Here is a 243-nt window from a genome sequence, read left to right on the forward strand (position 1 = left end):
ATTGAGAATGGTGCCCACAGTACCGGACTACCCCTGCTATCGGAACAGATTTTCCACCTTCGCCGTGGCGAGATTTTTAAGGTGATTTCACTGCATCCACTTATGGGTGTTCTGCTCATACGGCCAGCGCAGCGCAACAAGATAGACGCGCGGCTGCACCACAATGGGCGCATTGAAAACAGACCAGCGCGTCACTTTTCCGGCGTAGGGGGCAAACACCTTCTCGGCATAGCGAGTAAAAAG

General features: G+C 53.5%; 1 pseudogene. It reads right to left on the reverse strand.

Annotated elements, in window-relative coordinates:
- Nucleotides 1–39 precede the first annotated feature (39 nt).
- A pseudogene (locus KVT28_RS28000) lies at nt 40–243 on the reverse strand (family 1 glycosylhydrolase); the annotation flags it as partial.

The sequence above is a fragment of the Pantoea sp. GbtcB22 genome (assembly GCF_019091025.1).
Classification (GTDB): Bacteria; Pseudomonadota; Gammaproteobacteria; order Enterobacterales; family Enterobacteriaceae; genus Pantoea; species Pantoea leporis.